The sequence below is a fragment of the Mesorhizobium carmichaelinearum genome (assembly GCF_900199455.1).
GTDB lineage: Bacteria > Pseudomonadota > Alphaproteobacteria > Rhizobiales > Rhizobiaceae > Mesorhizobium > Mesorhizobium carmichaelinearum.
In genome coordinates, this window is record NZ_FZQR01000138.1 from 1 (window position 1) to 755 (window position 755).

Below are 755 nucleotides of genomic sequence, written 5' to 3' on the forward strand. Positions count from 1 at the left end.
CAGGCCCTCGCAGCTGAGCCTGCCCAAGCTGCGTGCGTCCCGCAGGCTGGAGCCTCGGTCACGGAATGGCCAAGCCCTTGGCAGGTACGCCTTCGCGCGTTGGGGATCGGCACTGAGGATTCGGGCTACGTCAATACGGTGCCAGGCTCCGGTCTTTCCTATTCGAACCCGGTGACACCGGAACTCGACATCTCGTATTTCTTCACGGACAACATCGCCACCGAGCTTATCCTCGCCACCGCCCACGTGGATATCGCAGGCCAAGGAGCGATCAGCGGGCTAGGGCAAATTGGCGAGGTTTGGGTGCTACCGCCTACGCTCACACTGCAGTATCATTTTACCGATTTTGGCGCTTTCAAGCCCTATGTCGGCGCCGGAGTAAACTACACGATCTTCTATAATCAGAATGCCGGCAGCGCCGATGCTCTGAAGATTAAGAATACATTCGGTACCGCACTACAAGTCGGGTTCGACTACATGGTGGATCAGCACTGGGGCCTCAACTTCGACGTGAAGAAGCTTTTCCTGAAGCCCAGCTTCGACGTCACGGTAAACAGTGCCAAGCTGACGGGCAAAGCCAAGCTCGATCCCTGGTTGATAGGGGCAGGTGTCACTTACCGCTTTTGAAAACCAAACACGAACGTGGCTCATTGATACTGGGTCCTAACTGAAGGGCGCCTCGTGCGCCCTTCATACGTCGACCTGCGCAGGCGAATTGACCCGATACATTCGAGACGTTGACCTTGTTGCCCATT

At 56.6% G+C, this 755-nt stretch carries 1 protein-coding gene; it reads left to right on the forward strand.

What is annotated here, in order from left to right; translation table 11 throughout:
- The coding region (locus CKW40_RS42370) for an OmpW/AlkL family protein (RefSeq protein WP_143748535.1) at positions 1-627 on the forward strand (627 nt) is incomplete at its 5' end.
- Positions 628-755: the final 128 nt, after the last annotated feature.